Origin of the sequence: Arthrobacter sp. zg-Y750 (assembly GCF_020907365.1) — a bacterium.
GTDB lineage: Bacteria > Actinomycetota > Actinomycetes > Actinomycetales > Micrococcaceae > Arthrobacter_B.
The window spans coordinates 1-18,830 of the sequence record NZ_JAJJOC010000005.1; the positions used below are offsets into that span (position 1 = coordinate 1).

Annotated in this window: 14 protein-coding genes and 2 pseudogenes; 8 read left to right on the forward strand and 8 right to left on the reverse strand. The window is 66.4% G+C overall.

What is annotated here, in order from left to right; genetic code table 11:
* Positions 1 to 132: 132 nt before the first annotated feature.
* Both clpB and LOC57_RS02700 read right to left on the reverse strand, forming a co-directional pair.
* Positions 133 to 2,757, reverse strand: a complete 2,625-nt coding sequence (clpB, locus tag LOC57_RS02695) for an ATP-dependent chaperone ClpB (protein WP_227911747.1) — start codon at positions 2,755 to 2,757, stop codon at positions 133 to 135.
* Between the two features lie 140 nt (positions 2,758 to 2,897).
* Positions 2,898 to 3,494 carry an SRPBCC domain-containing protein gene (locus LOC57_RS02700; RefSeq protein WP_227911748.1) on the reverse strand — a complete coding sequence of 199 codons (597 nt, stop codon included), beginning with the start codon at positions 3,492 to 3,494 and terminating at the stop codon, positions 2,898 to 2,900.
* Positions 3,495 to 3,921: 427 nt separating this feature from the next.
* On the opposite strand from LOC57_RS02700, the pseudogene betT reads away from it, so the two are divergent.
* A pseudogene (gene betT / locus LOC57_RS02705) lies at positions 3,922 to 5,999 on the forward strand (choline BCCT transporter BetT).
* A gap of 54 nt (positions 6,000 to 6,053) precedes the next feature.
* Positions 6,054 to 8,045: a penicillin-binding transpeptidase domain-containing protein gene (locus LOC57_RS02710; RefSeq protein ID WP_229957921.1), complete on the forward strand. Its 1,992-nt coding sequence runs from the start codon at positions 6,054 to 6,056 to the stop codon at positions 8,043 to 8,045.
* Between the two features lie 101 nt (positions 8,046 to 8,146).
* Here the strand turns inward: LOC57_RS02710 and LOC57_RS02715 are convergent.
* A pseudogene (locus LOC57_RS02715) lies at positions 8,147 to 8,542 on the reverse strand (YccF domain-containing protein); the annotation flags it as partial.
* A gap of 105 nt (positions 8,543 to 8,647) precedes the next feature.
* Here LOC57_RS02715 and LOC57_RS02720 point away from each other — a divergent pair.
* Positions 8,648 to 9,109, forward strand: coding sequence for a pyridoxamine 5'-phosphate oxidase family protein (locus LOC57_RS02720; protein ID WP_229957923.1), 462 nt, complete (start codon positions 8,648 to 8,650; stop codon positions 9,107 to 9,109).
* On the opposite strand, the gene LOC57_RS02725 is transcribed toward LOC57_RS02720, so the two are convergent.
* Positions 9,030 to 10,820 carry a DEAD/DEAH box helicase gene (locus tag LOC57_RS02725; protein WP_229957925.1) on the reverse strand — a complete coding sequence of 597 codons (1,791 nt, stop codon included), beginning with the start codon at positions 10,818 to 10,820 and terminating at the stop codon, positions 9,030 to 9,032. The two genes, LOC57_RS02720 and LOC57_RS02725, sit on opposite strands and share 80 nt — an antisense overlap.
* 278 nt (positions 10,821 to 11,098) lie before the next feature.
* Here LOC57_RS02725 and trmB point away from each other — a divergent pair, with 278 nt between their 5' ends.
* Positions 11,099 to 11,968 carry a tRNA (guanosine(46)-N7)-methyltransferase TrmB gene (gene trmB / locus LOC57_RS02730; RefSeq protein ID WP_229957927.1) on the forward strand — a complete coding sequence of 290 codons (870 nt, stop codon included), beginning with the start codon at positions 11,099 to 11,101 and terminating at the stop codon, positions 11,966 to 11,968.
* On the opposite strand, the gene LOC57_RS02735 is transcribed toward trmB, so the two are convergent.
* Positions 11,965 to 12,717, reverse strand: coding sequence for an SDR family oxidoreductase (locus LOC57_RS02735; RefSeq protein ID WP_229957929.1), 753 nt, complete (start codon positions 12,715 to 12,717; stop codon positions 11,965 to 11,967). The genes trmB and LOC57_RS02735 overlap by 4 nt on opposite strands.
* Positions 12,718 to 12,818: 101 nt before the next feature.
* On the opposite strand from LOC57_RS02735, the gene LOC57_RS02740 reads away from it, so the two are divergent.
* The 3 genes from LOC57_RS02740 to LOC57_RS02750 all read left to right on the forward strand — a co-directional run bounded on the left by LOC57_RS02740 (position 12,819) and on the right by LOC57_RS02750 (position 15,561).
* Positions 12,819 to 13,658 (forward strand): helix-turn-helix transcriptional regulator, encoded by an 840-nt coding sequence (locus LOC57_RS02740; RefSeq protein WP_229957930.1) that lies wholly within the window; start codon positions 12,819 to 12,821, stop codon positions 13,656 to 13,658.
* A 150-nt stretch (positions 13,659 to 13,808) separates the two neighbouring features.
* Entirely contained in the window at positions 13,809 to 14,789 is a 981-nt protein-coding gene (locus LOC57_RS02745) for an NYN domain-containing protein (RefSeq protein WP_227911757.1), read from the forward strand.
* 106 nt (positions 14,790 to 14,895) lie between these two features.
* Positions 14,896 to 15,561, forward strand: coding sequence for a class I SAM-dependent methyltransferase (locus LOC57_RS02750; RefSeq protein WP_229957932.1), 666 nt, complete (start codon positions 14,896 to 14,898; stop codon positions 15,559 to 15,561).
* A 5-nt stretch (positions 15,562 to 15,566) separates the two neighbouring features.
* On the opposite strand, the gene LOC57_RS02755 is transcribed toward LOC57_RS02750, so the two are convergent.
* Positions 15,567 to 16,526: an SDR family NAD(P)-dependent oxidoreductase gene (locus LOC57_RS02755; RefSeq protein ID WP_227911759.1), complete on the reverse strand. Its 960-nt coding sequence runs from the start codon at positions 16,524 to 16,526 to the stop codon at positions 15,567 to 15,569.
* Between the two features lie 91 nt (positions 16,527 to 16,617).
* Here LOC57_RS02755 and LOC57_RS02760 point away from each other — a divergent pair, with 91 nt between their 5' ends.
* Positions 16,618 to 17,154 (forward strand): TetR/AcrR family transcriptional regulator, encoded by a 537-nt coding sequence (locus tag LOC57_RS02760; RefSeq protein WP_227911760.1) that lies wholly within the window; start codon positions 16,618 to 16,620, stop codon positions 17,152 to 17,154.
* Between the two features lie 9 nt (positions 17,155 to 17,163).
* Here LOC57_RS02760 and LOC57_RS02765 read toward each other — a convergent pair whose 3' ends face one another.
* Both LOC57_RS02765 and LOC57_RS02770 read right to left on the reverse strand, forming a co-directional pair.
* Positions 17,164 to 17,676, reverse strand: coding sequence for a heat shock protein transcriptional repressor HspR (locus tag LOC57_RS02765; protein ID WP_227911761.1), 513 nt, complete (start codon positions 17,674 to 17,676; stop codon positions 17,164 to 17,166).
* 63 nt (positions 17,677 to 17,739) lie between these two features.
* Positions 17,740 to 18,747 carry a DnaJ C-terminal domain-containing protein gene (locus LOC57_RS02770; protein WP_229957934.1) on the reverse strand — a complete coding sequence of 336 codons (1,008 nt, stop codon included), beginning with the start codon at positions 18,745 to 18,747 and terminating at the stop codon, positions 17,740 to 17,742.
* Positions 18,748 to 18,830: the final 83 nt, after the last annotated feature.

An 18,830-nucleotide genomic window follows, 5' to 3' on the forward strand; every position in this document is an offset into this window, starting at 1 on the left:
TGCTCAGGCTCCCCCCCCCCCCCCCCCCCCCCCCCCAAAACCCACCCGGGGGGGGGGGGGGGGGGGCCCCCCCCCCCCCCCCACGCCGTTCGTTTGTTGCCGTTCGTTTCTACTTGCGCTGCCGGGTCCCGGTCAGCTGACTGCAGCCACCGTGAGTCCGGTTTCGGCCACCAGGCCGTCGCCGTCCAGCCCGTCCGGCGCACGGTCCACCAGCACGGTGTCCCCGTCGCTGATCTTCCCGGCCAGAATGCCGCGGGCCAGCTTGTCACCGATTTCCCGCTGCACCAGGCGCCGCAGCGGACGGGCACCGTAGGCCGGATCGTAGCCGGTCAGCGCCAGCCACTCGCGGGCGGCGTCGGTCACTTCCAGCACCAGCCGGCGCTCGTGGAGGCGTGCCGCGAGCGCCCGGACCTGGATGTCCACGATCTTCGTCAGGTCTTCCAAGCTCAGCGGATCAAACAGGATGACGTCGTCGAGGCGGTTGAGGAACTCCGGCTTGAAGTTCGCGTTGACCATGGCCATCACCGACTCGCGTTTCTGCTCGTCGTTCATGCCCGGGTCCACCAGGAACTGGGAGCCGATGTTCGAGGTGAGGATCAGGATCACGTTGCGGAAGTCCACTGTGCGGCCCTGGCCGTCCGTCAGCCGCCCGTCGTCGAGCACCTGGAGCAGGATGTCGAAGACGTCCGGGTGGGCCTTTTCCACCTCGTCCAGCAGGATCACGGAATAAGGCCGGCGCCGGACCGCTTCGGTCAGCTGTCCGCCTTCCTCGTAGCCCACGTAGCCGGGAGGGGCACCCACCAGCCGGGACACGGCGTGCTTCTCCGAGTACTCACTCATGTCGATGCGGACCATGGCCCGTTCGTCGTCGAACAGGAAGTCCGCCAGCGCCTTGGCCAGCTCGGTCTTGCCGACGCCGGTGGGGCCCAGGAACATAAACGAACCGGTGGGCCGGTCCGGGTCACTGACGCCGGCGCGTGAGCGGCGCACCGCGTCGGACACCGCAGCCACCGCCTTCGTCTGGCCGATCAGGCGGGAACCGATGGCCTCTTCCATGTCCAGCAGCTTCTGCGATTCGCCCTGCAGCATCCGCCCGGCAGGGATGCCGGTCCACGCGGACACCACTTCGGCAATGTCATCCGCAGTGACCTCTTCGGACACCATCAGCTCCTGGGCTTCCTCCCCGTTTTTGCTCGCCTCCGCCTGCTGGGCGGCGTCGAGTTCCTTCTGCCGTGCGGGGATCTCGCCGTAGAGGATGCGCGAGGCTTCCGTGAGGTCGCCGTCGCGCTGTGCCTTTTCGGCCAGGCTGCGCAGCTCGTCTATCTTTGCCTTGAGGTCACCAACCCGGTTCAGGCCGGCCTTTTCCGCTTCCCAGCGGGCATTGAGCGCTGCCAGCTGTTCCTTCCGGTTCGCCATGTCCTCGCGCAGTACGGCAAGGCGTTCCATGGAAGCCTCGTCCGTCTCATTGGCCAGGGCCAGTTCCTCCATGGTCAACCGGTCCACCGCGCGGCGCAGCTCGTCGATTTCCTCCGGAGCGGAGTCGATTTCCATGCGCAGCCGGGAGGCTGCCTCATCCACCAGGTCAATGGCCTTGTCCGGTAGCTGGCGGCCCGTGATGTAGCGGTTGGACAAGGTGGCGGCGGCAACCAGTGCCGAGTCCGCAATGGCCACCTTGTGATGCGCCTCGTAGCGCTCCTTCAAGCCGCGCAGGATACCGATGGTGTCCGGAACGCTGGGCTCGCCTACGTAAACCTGCTGGAAACGGCGTTCCAGTGCGGCGTCCTTTTCAATGTTTTCGCGGTACTCGTCCAGGGTGGTGGCGCCGATCAGGCGCAGCTCCCCGCGGGCCAGCATGGGTTTGAGCATGTTGCCGGCGTCCATGGACCCTTCGGCGGCGCCGGCCCCCACTACCGTGTGCAGCTCGTCGATGAAGGTGACAATCTGCCCTTCGGCATTGGAGATCTCTTCCAGCACGGCCTTGAATCGTTCTTCAAATTCGCCGCGGTACTTCGCCCCGGCCACCATGGAGCCCAGGTCCAGGGACAGCAGGGTCTTGCCGTTGAGGCTTTCCGGGACGTCGCCGGCAACCATGCGCTGGGCGAGGCCTTCGACGACGGCGGTTTTGCCCACCCCCGGCTCGCCTATCAGTACCGGATTGTTCTTGGTCCGGCGGCTGAGGACCTGGATCACGCGCCGAATTTCCGCGTCCCGGCCGATAACCGGATCCAGTTTTCCGGACCGTGCCATCTCGGTCAGGTCGGTACTGAACTTTTCCAGGGCCTGGAAGGTGTTCTCCGGATCGGCGTTGGTCACTTTACGGTCTCCTCGTACGGATGGAAGCACGGCAATCAGGGCGTCATGCCCTGCGTTGTTGTCCCGCAGCACCTTGCCCGCCGGGCCGCTGTCCAGTGACAGGCCCAGCAGCAGGTGTTCGGTGGATACAAAGGCATCTCCCAGCTGCTCCGCTTCGTGCTGGGCGGCACTGATGACCTGGAGCAGGGGCCGTGAGAACTGCGGCTGGGCCACGGAGGACCCTGAAGAGGATGGCAGCTGGTGAATGGCGTTGCTGGCCGCAGCACTCACCGTGTCGACATTCACGCCGGCGGCCTTGAGCAGGGCCACGGCCACACCCTGCCGCTGGTCCATCAGGGCTTTGAGCAGGTGGGACGGTTCGATCTGCGGGTTACCGGCAGTGTTGGCGTTCATGGCCGCAGCCGAGAGCGCCTCTTGGCTCTTGTTCGTGAATTTGGTGTCCACGGATGGCTCCTCAAAACCTCAGCAATATTCAGCCTCAGTGCTGGTCATATAACAAAGTTGAGTCTAGTTAGCTCAACTTTGAAAGTAAAGTTATCCACAGCACTCTTGGGGCGCCCGTCCCAAGGCGGCGCCGGCGTCTCCTACGGGGCGCGCTCCGCCTCAAACTCGTCGGCAGCCCGGCGCCAGCTCTCGTTCCGGGCGTCGAAAAGGTCCACCAGCTCTCCTTCGATCTTCAAATCCGGCATAAGTCCCGGCGGCTTTTGCGGGATGGTGCCGCCCAGGTACTCCTCCAGCATGTCCAGGAAGAACTCCCACCCCGCCCCGCCGGTCCAGATCCCGCCGCCGGGTGCCGCGGTGGTGGCAAACCCCTTGCGGACCGAGGCGTAAAGCAGTTCTATCCGGGTCTGGCTGTCTTCGGCCGTCAGATGCAGCTCCAACTCGGCAGGGGCTGCCCCTTCCCGGATCCAGGACACGGTGAGCAGGCGGGGCGGATCACAGCGCAGGATGTCACCATGGGATCCGTCGGGCAGGCTGTAGTTTCCTCCCCTCCGCAAATCCCCCTCCGGCTGCGCCAGCCATTCAGCCACGCGGTCAGGCTCCGCCAGCGCGGACCACACCTCTCCGATGGGATGCCCGATGTCCCTGGCCATCACAACCATCAGTGCGTGGCCGGCCTGAATCTGCCGGCGGCCCAAGGACCGCTCCGTCCTTCTGAGAATCGTGTCCAAATCGGACATCCGCTCACTCCTCCGTAGAACAACCGGCACCCGATCCGGGTCCTTGCGCGGCTGTCGACGCCGCTCGGGCCGTCGGAAGGTGTCCAGTTGGAAGCGAGTTGTGTCGTTGGCCACAAGAGGGCCATTTCTCCAAAACGGTAGCAGGGAAAGCAGGCCCTGCACAGGCCGGAAAGGCTGCCCTGGCCCGGCATCCTGGGCTTGCACCTGCCATGTCCCTGTGAGCCGGGTCAAAGGAATCGAGGCACTGCGGGCATTTTGGTAGATTCGAAAATGCCTCCGGACAGCGCGTCGCGCTGCAGTCCCCCGGGTGCCCGCCCGCTCCGTTTGGCCTGCGGACGCCTAGGTGTACGCCGCGCCGCGGCCGCCTCCGCCATCCCGTGCTGCCGGAGCGCCTGAAGCTCCGTAGCAACCCAAGGATCGATCCTCAATGAGCAATCTCGCGGAAGCGGAGAAAGCGGACACCGCTGCTCCGCGGACCCGGGTTAATACAACGGTTTTCATCGGTTCGGCCGCCGGAATTCTCGCCATTGCCCTCTGGGCCATGCTGGCCTCCGGCAATGCCGATTCCGTTATCGGTTCCATGGTGGGCTGGGTTTCGGTCAACATGGGCTGGTACTACTTCCTGGTGGTCAGCCTCGTGGTGATTTTTGTCCTGGCCACGGCCCTGACCCGCGTCGGTAAGACGAAGCTCGGCCCTGACCATTCCAGGCCGCAGTTCAGCATGTTCACATGGGCCGCCATGCTGTTCGCCGCCGGCATCGGCATTGACCTGATGTTCTTCTCGGTCTCCGAGCCGGTCTCGCAGTATCTGGCCCCGCCCGCCGGCGATCCCGGCACTGCCGAAGCGGCACGCAATGCCCTGGTACTGACCCTGTTCCATTACGGCATAACCGGCTGGGCGCTGTATGCCCTGATGGGACTGGCCCTGGGCTACTTTGCCTACCGGCACAACCTGCCGCTGAGCATCCGCTCGGCCCTGTACCCGATTTTCGGCAGGAAGATCGAAGGTCCGCTTGGCCACAGCGTGGACATTGCCGCCCTGCTGGGGACCATCTTCGGCATTGCCACCTCTCTCGTGGACTGAACGTCATGTTCGGACTGCCCGAAAACCTGACGGTGCAGGTTTCCCTGATTGCCTTGTCCGTCATCATGGCCACCATTTCCACCGTCTCCGGTGTGGAGAAAGGCATCCGCCGGCTCTCCGAGCTCAATGTGGTCCTCGCCGTCGGGCTGATGCTTTTCGTCCTGGTCGCCGGCAACACCAACTTCCTGCTCGACGGCATTGTCCAGAACATCGGGGATGTCCTCAGCAACTTCCCGTCCATGACCATGGACACCATGGCCTATGACCGGCCGGATGCCTGGTTGAGTTCCTGGACCCTGTTCTTCTGGGCTTGGTGGATTGCCTGGGCACCGTTCGTCGGACTCTTCCTGGCCCGGATCTCCCGGGGCCGGACCATCCGCGAATTCGTCCTCGGCACCATGATCGTGCCGTTTGCCTTCATCCTGCTGTGGATATCCATCTTCGGGAACTCCGCGCTTGACCTGGTCATGACCGGCAACACAGCGTTCGGGGAGGTGGCAATGAACCAGCCCGAACGCGCCTTCTACGGACTGCTGGAACAGTACCCCTGGGCGCCGGCGACGGCGGCCATCGCCACCTTCACCGGCCTGCTGTTCTACGTGACCTCCGCAGACTCCGGCGCCCTGGTGATGGCCAATTTCACCTCCCACCTCAGCGATGCCGACTCCGACGGGCCGAAGTGGCTGCGGGTGTTCTGGTCAGTGGCCACCGGCCTGCTTACCCTCGCGATGCTGATGGTCGGCGGGGTGACCACGCTGCAGAACGCCACCATCATCATGGGGCTGCCGCTGTCCATCCTCCTGCTGTTCATCATGCTCGGGGTCTATAAGGCCCTGCGGGTAGAGAACACGCTGACCGACAGCTACCGGGCTTCCCTGCCGAGCATCATCGCAGGACGCGGCTTGGACGCGCGCGGCGGCCTCAGCTGGCGCCAGCGCCTCTCCCGCGTGATGACCTACCCGGGTCCGCGGCAGGCCGAACGCTTCCTGCAAACCGTCGCCCGGCCTGCCCTGCAGGAAGTCCATGACGAACTGAAGGCGCGGGGCGCCGACGTCGTACTGTGCGAAGGAGAGGTGGCTCCGTACGGCATCCACCATCTGGACCTGCAGGTGGGCATGGCGCAGGAGCGCGGCTTCAAATACCAGATCTACCCCGTGCGGTGCGATACCCCGTCCTATGCCCACAACGCGTCAGCGGAAACCAAGTATTTCCGGATGGAGGTTTTCTCCCTCGAGGGCAGCCACGGCTATGACCTCATGGGCTATAGCAAGGAACAGGTCATCACCGATGTTTTGGACCATTACGAGACCCATCTGGAGTTCCTGCACCTGAACCGCGAGGTGCCGGGCAACACCTCCATCGCCGAGGACCAGGTTCCCAAGGACAACTGGGAAACCGACTTCGCACAGTGGCGGGAATAACAACAGGCCTGCCACATCCGCAGGTTCGGGAGGGCAGGCAGGTACCCTGTCGGGATGGGGAAAAACCGCACACCCGTTTCCGTTCTCGCCGTCGCCGCTCTGGCCCTGAGCCTTGTCTCCTGTTCGGCGGACAAGCCGTCACCGGATGACGCCGCCGCTACCCTGGCCGAGGGCCTGGGCAACCTGGATGTGTCAGGATCTGCCTTTACGGCGGGAACTCCGGACCAGATCAACAAGGAGCTTCAGACCCTGCTGGCCGACATGGGGCCCCTGCGGCCGGACGTCACCGTGGCCGGTGTCGACGAAGATCCCGATGACAAGGACACCGCGTCCGCCAAGCTTGGGTATGCCTGGGACGTGAACGGGGATTCGCGGCCGGACTGGAACTATGAAAGCACTGTCCAGCTCGAACGCGGCGAGGATGATCAGTGGCTGGTCCAGTGGGCGCCGTCGGTGCTGTTCGATTCCCTGGCCGACGGCGACCGGTTGGCCCGCGCGACCGTGCCGCCTCCCGCCCGCGGCGACATCCTGGACCGGAACGGGGCGCCGTTGATGACTTCCCGTCCGGTGCTGCGGATCGGCATCAACAAGCCCGACGTCCCGGAGGGGCAGGAGGCTTCCTCCGCCGCCGCGCTGGCCGCGCTGGTGGGACTGGACCCCGAGGCCTACACCGCGCAGGTGCAGGCGTCCGGCCCGGAAGCGTTCGTGGAGGCGCTGGTGCAGCGCGCCGAGGCGGACGGACCGGCCACGGTTCAGAGCGTTGAAGCCATCCCCGGCGCCGCGGCGCTGCCGGCGCAGCGCATCCTGGCGCCCACCCGGAGCTTCGCCCGGGCATTGCTCGGCACCGTAGGCGAGGCCACCGCCGAGGCGATCGCGGAGTCCGAGGGCCGGCTTTCCGCGGGCGACCTGACCGGCCTTTCAGGACTCCAGCAGCAGTACGACGAGCAACTGCGCGGCAGCGACGGAGTGAGCATCACTGTCGAAAGCGCGAGCGGAAGCAAGGGCGTTTTCGCCACGGACGCCCTTTCCGGCACCGATGTACAGACCACCCTCGATCCCCGCCTGCAGGAGCTGGCCGAGGCAGTCCTGGAAGGCGAGCCCTCGGCGTCGGCCCTGGTCGCCATCCAGCCTTCCACGGGCGATATCCTCACCGTGGCCAACGGGCCGGGCAGCGAAGGCCAACAGACGGCCCTGCTGGGCCAGTATCCGCCCGGCTCCACGTTCAAGACTGCCTCTGCCCTGGCCATGCTGCGCAACGGCGTCACTCCGGAGTCCACGGTCCAGTGCCCGGCCGAACTCAACGTTGACGGGCGGAACTTCGCCAACGTCCCCGGCTACCCCGCCAACGCAACCGGAGACATCCCGCTGCGTACGGCATTCGCCAACTCGTGCAACACGGCCTTCCTGAACGCACGCGACACGGTTTCCCAGCAGGCCTTGGCGGATGCGGCAGCGGATCTGGGCATCGGTGTGGACGCGGCCATCGGCACGCCCGCGTTCCTGGGATCGGTTCCGGCGGAGGCCGAGGGCACCGCCCACGCAGCGTCGCTGATCGGGCAGGGCGAAGTCCTCGTTTCGCCGCTGGCCATGGCCGTGGCCGGAGCGTCCATCAGCAAGGGCGAGCGGGTGGCACCGGCGCTGGTCCGTCCCGTCGCGGGAACAGAGGGGACAGCCCCGGCCGCATCGGCGCCTGCCGACCCGTCGGCTGGGGCGAAGGCATCGGCTGCTCCGTCAGCAAGTGAATCGGCGGCCCCCGCCCCTGCTCCCAGTAAGCTCACCGCCGCGGAAGCTGCGTCCCTGCGGGAGATGATGCGCGCCGTCGTCGCCGAGGGCGGCGTACAGATGCTGCTGGACGTGCCGGGCGACCCTGTGCTGGCTAAGTCGGGGACCGCGGAGTTCGGCGGCGAGGACCCGCCCCAGACCCACGCCTGGGTACTGTCCATCCAGGGTGACCTGGCCGTCGCGGTGTTCGTGGAACAGGGCGAACGGGGTTCGACGTCGGGTGGCCCGCTGATGAAGCAGTTCCTGACCGGCGCCCGGGGCTAGTACTGCCGGGACTAGTACTGGCCCGGGCGGTACTCCCCCGGGCCGTACTGCCCCGGCACCGCCCGGCCCGAATAGCCGGGCTGGCGGTAGGCGTTGCCGGCGTACGGGGTGATTTGCCAGGTGTCCGTAGGCACAATGACCTTGCCCAGCGGCATCAGGGAAATGGGCAGCATCTTCAGGTTCGCGATGCCCAGCGGGATGCCCACAATGCTCACGAACATGGGGATGGCGGTCATCACGTGGCCGATGGCGATCCAGATGCCGGCCAGCAGCAGCCAGATGATGTTACCCACCATGCTCAGCGGTCCGGTAAAGCCGCCCCGGTCCACCACCGTGCGGCCGAACGGCCACAGCGCGTAGTTGGCAATGCGGAAGGACGCGATGCCGAACGGAATGGTCACGATCAGCAGGCAGCAGATCACACCGGCCAGCGCATACCCCAGCGCCAGCCAAATACCGCCGAACAGGAGCCAGATGACGTTGAGGATTGCGCGCATTCATCCATTGTTCTCCACCGGCCCGGGTTTAGCCACGGCACCGGCTCCAGCCACGCCCGCAGTTCCTACTTAGCCCCGCTGCCCTTCCTGTCCTACACTGGCGCCATGCCGACTTCCGGGGAAACCGCCGCAGACCAGCTCACCTCCAGCCAGTGCTGGGACTACATCCGGAAAGCCCGGTTCGGCCGGCTGGCTGTAGTCGTAGAGGGCCACCCGGAGATTTTTCCGGTGAACTTCGCCGTGGACCACGGCACCGTTGTGTTCCGGACCGCCGCCGGCACCAAGCTGTCCGGGGCGCTTTCGGGCAGTTCGGTGGCGTTTGAGATTGACGGCTATGACGACAATCTTTCCTCAGCCTGGAGCGTGGTGCTCAAAGGCACCGCTTCCCTGCTGGAGGACAACGCCGAGCTGATAGCTTCGGAGGAGCTTCCCGTTTTCCCCTGGCAGGCGGGCATTAAGAACGCCTTTGTCCGAGTCGATCCGGAGGTCACCTCCGGGCGCCGGTTCCTGATTTCCAACGCCGCCCGGCGCAATGTGCTGCGCGGCATGGGGCTGTACACCGAGTAGGTCTGCGCGCAAACAAAAAAGAGGTCCCGCATCCGGTGGATGCGGGACCTCTTTTCTCAGAACCCTTAGCGGGAGCGGCGCTCGTTGGTGGGCGGGGGGGGTGCGCCGCGGGGCCCGGCGGCCCCGGCCCGGTGGCGCGGCGGGGACCGGCGGCACGTGCCGGACGGCCCGATGCGCCGCCGGAACGCTGGCCGCTGCCGGCGCCTTCGGCACGCTGGCCGGTGGCGGGGCGGCGGTTGCGGCCTGCAGCGGTGGCAGCACCGGCGCTGGCGCGGCGTCCTTCGGTGGCACGGGCCGGACGCTGGGTGCGGCCGCCGTCACCGGCTGCAGCGCGGTCGTTGCGTTCGCTGCGTTCCGTACGCTCGGGACGTTCGGCGGAAACCCGCCCGCGTCCGCCGTTGCCGCCGCGTCCGCCGGCGCGGGGTGCACTGGTGGAACGGGCCGCGCGCTTACGCTGGGCATTGGCGCCGGTGGAACGGCCGCCGCCCTGCTGCGGCGACTTGGCTGCCAGCTGCGCGGCACGGACATGCGGTTCCACAACGGCCGCGCGTTCGCCGACGAGCTTGGCGATGGACGGGGAGTTGTGGCTGACCTTCTCGATGGAAACGTCGACGCCGGCAGCCTTCATCAGCTTCGACACCTCGCTCTTCTGCTCCGGGAGGGTCAGCGTGACCACGGTTCCGCTGGATCCGGCGCGGGCCGTACGGCCTGAACGGTGCAGGTAGGCCTTGTGTTCCGTGGGCGGATCAATGTGGACTACGAGCTCCACGTCGTCCACGTGGACGCCGCGGGCGGCGACGTCGGTGGCCACCAGGACCCGGACATCGCCGGAAGCGAACTCCGCCAGGTTCCGGTCCCGGGCATTCTGGGACAGGTTGCCGTGCAGGTCCACCGTGGGGATACCGTTGTCCGTGAGGAACTGGGCCATCTTGCGGGCGTGGTGCTTGGTGCGCATGAACATGATGCGGCGGCCCTGGCCACCGGCCAGTTCCTTGACCAGCAGCTTCTTGGCCGTCTGGTCCTGGACCAGCAGCACGTGGTGCTCCATGGTGGACACCGCTGCCTGCGGCTCATCCACGGAGTGCGTCAGCGGGTTGGACAGGTAACGGCGGACCAGCTTGTCCACACCGTTGTCCAGGGTGGCGGAGAACAGCATCCGCTGGCCCTTTTCCGGAGTGCGGTCCAGCAGGCGCTGGACAACCGGCAGGAAGCCAAGGTCGGCCATGTGGTCGGCCTCGTCCAGCACGGTGATCTCGACGGACTCAAGGCTGATGACCTTCTGCTTCATCAGGTCCTCGAGGCGGCCGGGGCAGGCAATGACAATGTCGACGCCGGCCTTCAGTGCCTTTTCCTGGCGCTGCTGGGACACGCCGCCGTAGATCACGGTGGTGTTCAGGCCCAGTTCCTTGGCCAGCGGCTCAATCACGTTGTTGATCTGTGTGGCCAGTTCGCGGGTGGGTGCCAGGACCAGGCCCAGCGGGCGGTTCGGACGGCGGCGGTAAGCTGCCTCGTTCTCGGCCAGCCGGGTGACCAGCGGCAGGGAGAAGGCGAGGGTCTTGCCGGAGCCGGTGCGCCCGCGGCCCAGGACGTCGCGGCCTTTAAGGGTGTCGGGGAGGGTTTCCACCTGGATGGGGAACGCCTCGTCGATTCCGGCGGCAGCGAGGGAGGAAACAAGTGCCTTGGGCACACCAAGGGCAGCAAAAGTGGTCATTAAAGACAGGCAACTTTCGGTAAGAGGCCCCCAACGCCGTTTGGGCCGGGGGTTCGCCGAAGAAAAGTCAGACAGTGTCTACCGCGCTAACAGGCGGGACAAAAGAAAGCGTTCATCGACGCAGGCTGGACTGCTTACACACACGGCTGCAACCTGTGGCTGCGGCCGTGGCAGGACCAACATCTCCCTACAGTTTACCGTAATACGGAAAGTTTCCTAATCGGGGCGGGCGGCAGCGGTGAAAACCGGGGCCCCGGCAGCCGATAGCATTAACGGTGATGACTACTGAACCAGCCCTGCCGCAGGCCGAGGGCACCGACCCTGACATCGACGTTGACTCCGAAACTGGCGAGGACCGGCATTTCCGCTCTCCGGTCTCCTTTGTCCGGCGCGGCTCGCGCCTCCAGGGCCGCCGCCAGCAGGCCTGGGATGAACTGTCGGACCGTTTTGTGGTGGATGTGCCGCGCGAGGAAGCCGATACCTCGGTGCATCCGGAGTACGTGTTCGACGCCGCGGCGGAGTTCGGGCGCACCGCACCCCTCGTCGTCGAAATCGGGTCTGGACTCGGTGAAGCCGTCACGCACGCCGCGGAGCAGAACCCGGACAAGGACTTCCTTGCCGTGGAGGTCTACCTGCCCGGCCTGGCACAGACCCTGCAGCGCATCGGGCAGAAGGGCCTGACCAACGTGCGTGTGGTGCAGGCCAACGCCCCCGAGGTGCTGACCAGCATGCTCCCCGCCGGATCCGTGGACGAAGTATGGGTGTTTTTCCCGGACCCCTGGCACAAGACCCGCCACCACAAGCGGCGCCTCGTCAAAGAGTCCTTCGCCGAGCTGGTGGCCCGGGTCCTGGTGCCCGGCGGCACGTGGCGGCTGGCCACGGACTGGTCCGACTACGCCGTACAGATGCGCGAAGTCCTGGACGCCTCCGAACAGTTTGAGAACCTGCATACCGGCGAGCAGGCCGGCGAACAGGGTCCGCTGACCCGGGTGCACTGTGAAGGCCTCGAGAACAAGGTGCCGGAGGACGACGTCGATGAGCGCGGCGGTTGGGCTCCCCGCTTCGAGGGCCGCACCCTCACCAGCTTCGAGAACAAGGCCCACCAGGCCGGCCGGCTCATCTTCGACCTCGCCTACCGCCGGATCTAGGCGGGCACCGCAGGATTGATCGCTGCGACCGCCGCATCGTAGCGGCCTTCGGTTTCGGCAAAACGCAGGAACTTCACGGCCTCGACAAGGATTTCGTGCGCATCGGGCTGGGCCTGAAGCAGGGCCATGACCTCATCGGCGAAAGCATCCAGCGGGAGATAGTGCTCGTTCACCGAGCCGCCGGGCATCAGTTCGGTCCGGACCGCCGGCGGCACCAGTTCAATGACCTGCACGGACGTCCCGGCAAGCTGCAGCCGGAGGCCTTCGCTAAACCGGTGGATAAAGGCCTTGGTGCCGTTGTATGTCGGAGTGTTGGCCAGCGGGGTATGGGCCAGCCCGGAGGAAACGGTCATGATCACCGCATCCGGCCGGGTTTGCAGGTGCTCGATATACGCGGCCACCAGCCGCAGCGGGCCGTTGATGTTGGTTTCCACCAGGCGCTCGGCTCCGGCGAGGAAGCTTTCGCTGCGCATGTCTTCACCGGTCATGATTCCTGCCATGGCAATCAACACGTTCAAGTCCGGGTGCCCGGCCAGCACGGTGTCGCGGGCCGCCAGGACGGAGGCCGGATCGGTGGTGTCGACGGCGACGGTGGCGAAGCCGTGTTCGGCGGCCAGCAGCTCCAGGACCTCGGTCCGCCGCCCGCCGATGATGACGGTGTTGCCGGCAGCCTGCAGGCGGACGGCGAGGGCCAGGCCAATGCCGGAGGTGGCACCGGGAATGAAAATGGTGTTTCCGTTAATGTTCATGCCCCCAGTGTTGGCCCGGCCGGCGGCGGGCGGGAGAGGAGCGTTTGTCGTAGGATTCCCGGTCCCTGTATAGAACGGCTGCGGTGGCCCATGATGGAGCCATGGACCGCCCCACACTTGCCGACTTCCTCAAATCCCGCCGGGATGCCCTGCGCCCCGACGACGTCGGGCTGTCTGCCGGGACCCGGCGCCGGGTGGCCGGGCTGCGGCGGGACGAGGTTGCGACGCTGGCCGGGATGTCCGTGGACTATTACACCCGGCTGGAGCAGGCCCGCGGCCCGCAGCCTTCGGAACAGCTGCTGGGATCGCTGGCCCGGGCCCTGCGGCTGAGCTACGACGAGCGGGATTACCTCTTCCGTTTGGCTGACCGTAATCCGCCGCCCCGCGCGTCCCTGGACCCTCATGTGGCCCCTGCCCTGCTGCGGGTCCTGGACCGGCTTGAGGATACGCCGGCGCTGATCCTTTCCGCGCTCGGGGAAACACTGGCGCAGAACAGGCTTTCCATGGCACTGCTGGGAGACCATTCCCGGCTCACCGGGCCCGCCCGGAGCAGTGTTTACCGCTGGTTTACCGATCCCGCTGAACGTGAGCTCTATCCGCCGGCTGACCGCGCACGGCAGGGCCGCGCCCAGGTTGCCGGGCTGCGGGTGGCAGTTTCCGCAAACTCGGCCCGTGCGCTGGAACTGGTTCGCCTGCTGCAGAAGCGCAGCCCTGAGTTCACCGAAATATGGAAGGACCACGCCGTGGCCACCCGGTTCGCCGACCACAAAACGCTGCTGCACCCGGAACTGGGCGAAATCGAGCTCGACTGCCAGACCCTGTACAGCGAAGACCAGAGCCAGGCCCTGCTGGTGCTGACTGCTGCCCCGCGCAGCGAGGCAGCGCAGAAGCTTGGCCTGCTGGCGGTGATCGGCCAGCAGCGGTTCGCCCCCGCCGGATAACCGGCCGCGAAGTACGCTCCTTCGGTGGTGCCCCGGCAGGGCCGGACGGCACTGCGCCTTGACCCCGGTTTGCCCTTGCAGTACCGGCGGCGGGAAACTGGTGGTACGGATGGCAGTGAGCCCTCCGCCGGCCCAGAAGGATTTTGCACCATGCCCGAACCGAGCGACGCACGCGTCGGCCTCTATATCGACTTCGACAACATTGTCATTTCGCGCTACCAGCAACTGCACGGCCGGAACGCCTTCCAGCGCGACGGGATCCGCAATTTCGACAAGACCAACCGGGATGCCGATCCCGATATTGCCGCGAAGCTCACCGCTGCCACTGTGGACTTCAATGCGATCATCGACTTCGCCGCGTCCTTCGGCACCCTGGTGGTGAACCGGGCATACGCCGACTGGTCGGTCCCCGTCAACGCCAGCTACCAGCGGCAGCTGATGTCCCGCGCGGTGGACCTCACCCAGTTGTTCACCACCACAACGCGCGGCACCAAGAACGGTGCCGACATCCGGCTTGCCGTGGACGTGGTGGAAGACCTTTTCCGGCTGCCGGACCTGACGCACATCATCATTGTGGCCGGGGATTCCGACTACATTGCCCTGGCCCAGAAGGCGAAGCGGCTGGGCCGCTTCGTGGTGGGTATCGGTGTGGCCGGTTCCACCAGCACCTCCCTGGCCGCCGCGTGCGACGAGTTCGAGGATTACGACTCCCTGCCCGGCATTGTTGCGGCTGTCGCCGCGGCACCGGGATCCGCCAAGGCCCCTGCTGCGGCAATGGACCAGACCCCCAGCAAGGCCCGCAAGCTCACCGTGGTGCCCATGTTCTCGCACACCGAAGACGCCCGTTTTGAGGAGCCGGACACCGCTGAAGACATTGACCCGCGGACCCTTGCCACCGAACTGCTTGTCCGTGCACTGAAGATCGGCCATGCCAAGGGCGACGACGAGTGGCTCAACACGGGCACGGTAAAGAACCAGATGCGGCGTATGGACCCCTCCTTCAACGAAAAGCCGCTGGGCTTCCGGTCCTTCACCGACTTCCTTTCCTCCCGCAGCGACCTGGTGGAACTGGACGACGACGGCCCGCAGCGCCTTATCCGGCTGCGGCCCGAGGCCGAAGCCCGGGAGTAGCCTGCTCCGGCGGGCTACTCCCGACGAGGACATGGACGACTGCAGGCATGTTGCCGGTCCGGCAACATGGTTTGCGGTGCAACGGTGGCCGGCGCATGCTTCAGTTATGGATTCGAACACCCCGCATCAGCCCGCCCGTCCCGCGCCGCAGCCTGCCCCTCCCCTGCCGGAACCGGCAGGCGTGGAAGAAGAGTGGGACCAGCGCTACGCGGCCAGTGAAGCCCTGTGGAGCGGGCAGCCGAACGGTGCCTTGGTCTCGGAAGCTGCTGCCCTGGCTCCGGGGCGGGTACTCGACGTCGGCTGCGGCGAAGGCGCCGACGCGCTGTGGCTGGCCGCCCGCGGCTGGGACGTGACCGCACTCGACGTTTCCTCCGTAGCCCTGGAACGGGCAGCACGGCAGGCGGAAATGCAGCGCCTGCAGATCGCCTGGGTGCACAGCGGCCTGGTCGAAGCCCAGCTCCCCGCGGCGTCCTTCGACCTGGTGTCTGCTCAGTATCCGGCATTGCTGCGCACAGCAGATCATGCCGCGGAACAGGCCTTGCTGCAGGCGGTCGCCCCCGGTGGCCTGCTCCTGGTGGTGCACCATGCCGTGGCCTCCGACGCCGGGCACAGCCACGATCTGGACCAGTATGTGCTCCCCGCAGATATTGCCGCCGCCTTGGACGGGGACTGGCGGATCGAGGTGCATGAGACCCGTCCGCGGCACGTAGCTTCCGGTGCCGGCGCCCACCACAACGAGGATGTGGTGCTTCGGGCCCGCCGGCTGCGCTGACCGCGCTAGCGCAGGCCCGGCTGCGTTGCCGGGGCTCCAAGTCCGGGGATTTGCACGCCGGCCAGGTCTTCGAGCTGGAGCCAGAGCCGCTCCGGCGATTCATCCGGGCCTGCCGTGTGCGCGTTGGGCTCCACGGCCACGGGCATTCCCCGCAGCCGCTCCTCCGGGGCGAAGTACTCTCCCCCGCGCACCGCGGGATCGGTCAGGGCGCGCACGGCGGGGTATGCCGCGGCGTCTTTCCCCTGTGCCCACGGTGTGTAGGGATTGCGCCGGTACGGTGTCGCAGCATCCCGGACACCCGCCCGTTCCGGTGTTTTGGCATCTACGCCCACCCCGGGCCGGGTGAGGACTGACGCCACCGGGAGACCCGCTGCACGCAGCCGGCGGTCGAGTTCATGGCCGAAAACCTCGGTGGCCGTCTTGGCCTTGGTATAGGCGCCAATGCCGGTCCATGGCAGGCCGCGCACGTCCTGCAGCCCGTACCGCTTGATCCCGACAAATCCCGTGGACGCATGCACCACGCGGCTCAGCCTGCCGCCGGTCTCCCCTGTGGCCGAGAGCAGGGGCAGGATGCCCGCCAGCAGACGAACGCTGGCTGCAACGTGGGTCCCCAGGAGGATCGGCAGCCCGTCACTTGTCATGGTTCGCCGGTTCATGGTCATGGCTCCACCGTTGAGGAAGATGCCGTCCAGGCGGGGCAACGCGGCAATTTTGCCTGCGGCTGCATCCACGGACGCGAAAGAACCCAGTTCGATCACCACCGCGGAGAGGGAGGCCTCCGGCACATAGTTCCGGATGGAGGCCTGGGCCGCGCCTAATTTGTCAGCCGATCGGGAGGCCAGGACAACGTGTGCCCCCGCTCCGGCCAGCTGCTCGGCGGCGAAATATCCTATACCCGCTGTGGCCCCGGTAATAACAAATGTGCGCCCCGTCTGGCTGGGAAGGGTGGCTGGGTTCCAGGTCATGATTGCCCTCTCGAATCTAAGTGGATCATCTATCCGCTTAGAACCTAGCACACGAAACGGATACTTCATCCGATTGAGTTACACTGGACCCATGCCACCGCTTCGTTCAGATGCCGCCCGCAGCCGATCACGGATCCTGGACGTGGCCCGCCGGCATGACCCCCAAGAGCTGCGGATGAATGACCTCGCCCGGGAGGCGGGCGTAGGGGTAGGGACGGTCTACCGCCATTTCCCGACCATGCGGGCACTGTTGGAGGCACTCACGGCCGACACCTTGGGCCGGATGCAGGAGATTTCCCGCCGTGCCGCAGCTGAACCGGATCCAGGCGAAGCGCTTGCCCTCTACCTCGGCGCGGCCCTCGAACTGCAACTGGAGGACGGCGGACTCCAATCCGTCCTGCTTTCCCCGGAGGATGAAACCGAGGGGGTGCGGGCAGCAAAGGAGGAGATTTTCGCTGCATTCAAAGCTGTGCTCGCCCGGGCCAAGTCCGCGGGCATTATCCGCAGCGAACTGACCCTGCCGCAGCTCTCCCACCTGGTTTGCGGGATCGAGCATGCTGTTCGTCTGGGCACCCCGGAGGACAGGAAACCCATGCTGGCCATACTGCTCGCCGGACTGCGCCCCTAAAGAGGAGTGCTACAGGGACTGGACGTATCCGTCGTCGGCGTAGTTCCGCTGCGCAGTCTTGCCTGCGGGAAGCGCGCGCAGCCGGCTGCGGCGTTCCATCAGCGAGACCAGGCCCAGCTGCTTCACGGCAGTGGCGGCCGCCGGCGGCCGCTGTCCGCGGCTGAGGGTAACGACGTCGCCGGCCAGCCCGGCCGCAAAGACCCGGCTGTGGTCCGGGTTGCGGCGCTGGACCTCATCCAGTTCCGTGGATAGTTCCACGATCCGCTGGCGCAGCCCGGTGACCTGGTTCTGCAGTTCCATGATGCGTTTGATGCCCTCCAGGGAAACGCCCTCCTGGGACAGTTTCTGGACCTCGCGCAGCAGTTCAATGTCGCGTTGGGAGTAACGGCGTGACCGGCCGGGCGCCCGGCTGGGCCGGACAATGCCGAGCCGGTCATATTGCCGGAGGGTCTGCGGATGCATTTCCGCAAGCTCAGCGGCAACGGAGATCACAAAAATAGGCGCATTAGCATCTATGCCCATTGTTCCTCCTTGACGGCTGTTGAAATAGTAACGCGGGAAGTTCGCCCTCCGGCGACCGGCACGCTATAGCCGGGCTTTGGCTGCCAGCGAGGCTCGCGGGTCCTCGCCCTTGGTCGCTTCGGCGAACGCTTCCACGGCTTCGCGGGCATCCTTGTTCAGGTGGGACGGCACGGCGACGTCTACGGTCACCAGCAGGTCGCCGTTGCCCTTGGACGTGTGGACGCCGCGGCCCTTGACCCGCAGGGTGCGCCCGGACGGCGTACCGGCGGGCACCTTCAGGCGGACGGTATCGGAGGTCAGCGTAGGCACCTCGATGGTCGCGCCCAGGGCGGCCTCGGGGAAGGTGACCGGCACATGGATTCGGATGTTGTTGTCTTCCCGGGTGAAGAAGTCGTGCGGGGTGACGTGCACAGTAACCATCAGGTCCCCGGGACCGGCCGCACCGGGCTGGCCCTTGCCCCGGACCCGGATCTTCTGCCCGTCCTTGACGCCGGCAGGCACCCGGACTTCGACTACTTCCCCGCTGGGTTCGCGCAGCCCGATGACGGTGCCGTTGATCGACCCGGCAAAGGAAATAGTGGTGCTGGCCGTGCGGTCCGCACCCTTGGTGGGCGGCGGGGCGCCGAACCCGCCGCCGCCGAACCCGCTGCCGCCGCCGAAGAGGTCGGCGAATTCGGGCGGAATGTTGCTGCCGCCGGCGTTGAACGTGGTGCGCCGGCCCCCGCGCGGGGATGCGCCCTGGCCGAACAGGCCGCCAAAGATGTCTTCAAAGCCCGCACCGCCGCCGGCGCCGCCGCCGGCACCAGCGGGGCCGCCGGCCGTGAACCTGGCACCGCTTCCCATTGCCCGGATGGCGTCGTACTGCTGGCGCTCCTCAGCGTCGGAAAGAACGGAGTAGGCCTCGGAAAGGTCCTTGAACATCCGCTCGGCGTCTGCATCATTCTGGTTCTGGTCCGGATGGTATTTCCGTGCCAGTTTCCGGTACGCCTTTTTAATGTCGGCGTCCGACGCATCCTTGGGAACACCCAGAATCTTGTAAAAGTCCTTATCGACCCAATCCTGACTAGCCAATTGGCGTCCCCTTCCTCATTTGCCGATCCCGCTCGTTTCGAGCACGGCCACCGGACCTGCTGCTGCCCCGGCTTGCTGCGGGA

Excerpts from the sequence above, each read along its gene's own strand:
- LOC57_RS02710 (WP_229957921.1), top strand. The coding sequence starts at position 6,054 with ATGGGGAAAAACCGCACACCCGTTTCCGTTCTCGCCGTCGCCGCTCTG.
- LOC57_RS02725 (WP_229957925.1), bottom strand. The coding sequence starts at position 10,820 with ATGACCACTTTTGCTGCCCTTGGTGTGCCCAAGGCACTTGTTTCCTCC.
- LOC57_RS02700 (WP_227911748.1), bottom strand. The coding sequence starts at position 3,494 with ATGTCCGATTTGGACACGATTCTCAGAAGGACGGAGCGGTCCTTGGGC.
- LOC57_RS02735 (WP_229957929.1), bottom strand. The coding sequence starts at position 12,717 with ATGAACATTAACGGAAACACCATTTTCATTCCCGGTGCCACCTCCGGC.
- LOC57_RS02760 (WP_227911760.1), top strand. The coding sequence starts at position 16,618 with ATGCCACCGCTTCGTTCAGATGCCGCCCGCAGCCGATCACGGATCCTG.
- LOC57_RS02745 (WP_227911757.1), top strand. The coding sequence starts at position 13,809 with ATGCCCGAACCGAGCGACGCACGCGTCGGCCTCTATATCGACTTCGAC.
- LOC57_RS02750 (WP_229957932.1), top strand. The coding sequence starts at position 14,896 with ATGGATTCGAACACCCCGCATCAGCCCGCCCGTCCCGCGCCGCAGCCT.
- LOC57_RS02755 (WP_227911759.1), bottom strand. The coding sequence starts at position 16,526 with ATGACCTGGAACCCAGCCACCCTTCCCAGCCAGACGGGGCGCACATTT.
- LOC57_RS02765 (WP_227911761.1), bottom strand. The coding sequence starts at position 17,676 with ATGGGCATAGATGCTAATGCGCCTATTTTTGTGATCTCCGTTGCCGCT.
- LOC57_RS02720 (WP_229957923.1), top strand. The coding sequence starts at position 8,648 with ATGCCGACTTCCGGGGAAACCGCCGCAGACCAGCTCACCTCCAGCCAG.
- LOC57_RS02740 (WP_229957930.1), top strand. The coding sequence starts at position 12,819 with ATGGACCGCCCCACACTTGCCGACTTCCTCAAATCCCGCCGGGATGCC.
- trmB (WP_229957927.1), top strand. The coding sequence starts at position 11,099 with ATGACTACTGAACCAGCCCTGCCGCAGGCCGAGGGCACCGACCCTGAC.